The sequence below is a fragment of the Syntrophomonas sp. UBA5494 genome, assembly GCF_002426325.1.
In genome coordinates this window covers 1-437 of sequence record NZ_DIPG01000099.1, presented here as the reverse complement: position 1 = coordinate 437, position 437 = coordinate 1, and the positions used below count along the sequence as shown (strand labels likewise).

At 43.0% G+C, this 437-nt stretch carries 1 protein-coding gene; it reads left to right on the top strand.

Annotation, left to right across the window (positions count from 1 at the left end; genetic code table 11):
* Positions 1 to 29: 29 nt before the first annotated feature.
* Positions 30 to 437, top strand: a 408-nt coding sequence (locus tag B3W37_RS10975) for a hypothetical protein (protein WP_483175768.1), incomplete at its 3' end; no start/stop codon positions are given.

The following is a 437-nucleotide window of genomic DNA, read 5'->3' as shown; positions in this document are numbered from 1 at the left end:
CGAAAGCTGCCCTAGCTGATGAAAGGACCTTGAATCCGATTGAAGGCGAAGATTCAAACGTGGTTGCAATGGCGCAAAATATAGTTGATGAGGTTTCTCCCGGGGTCGAAGTAACTATATCCAAATCGTCTAACCGTCAAATTGATAAAAAGGGTGCAATAATTTACGACAATACAGAAGTAAACGGTAATGTTACCTTTAAGTTGACCAAAAACCGCGTTACTGACACTCAAAGTATGTCGGTAGTTGTACCAGCTAAAGTTGCTATTAATAACGATGCTGAAGAGGTAGCAGCAGCGAAAGCTGCCCTAGCTGATGAAGGGACCTTAAACCCGATTGAAGGCGAAGATTCAAACGTGGTTGCAATGGCGCAAAATATAGTTGATGAGGTTTCTCCCGGGGTTGAAGTAACTGTATCCAAATCGTCTAACCGTCAA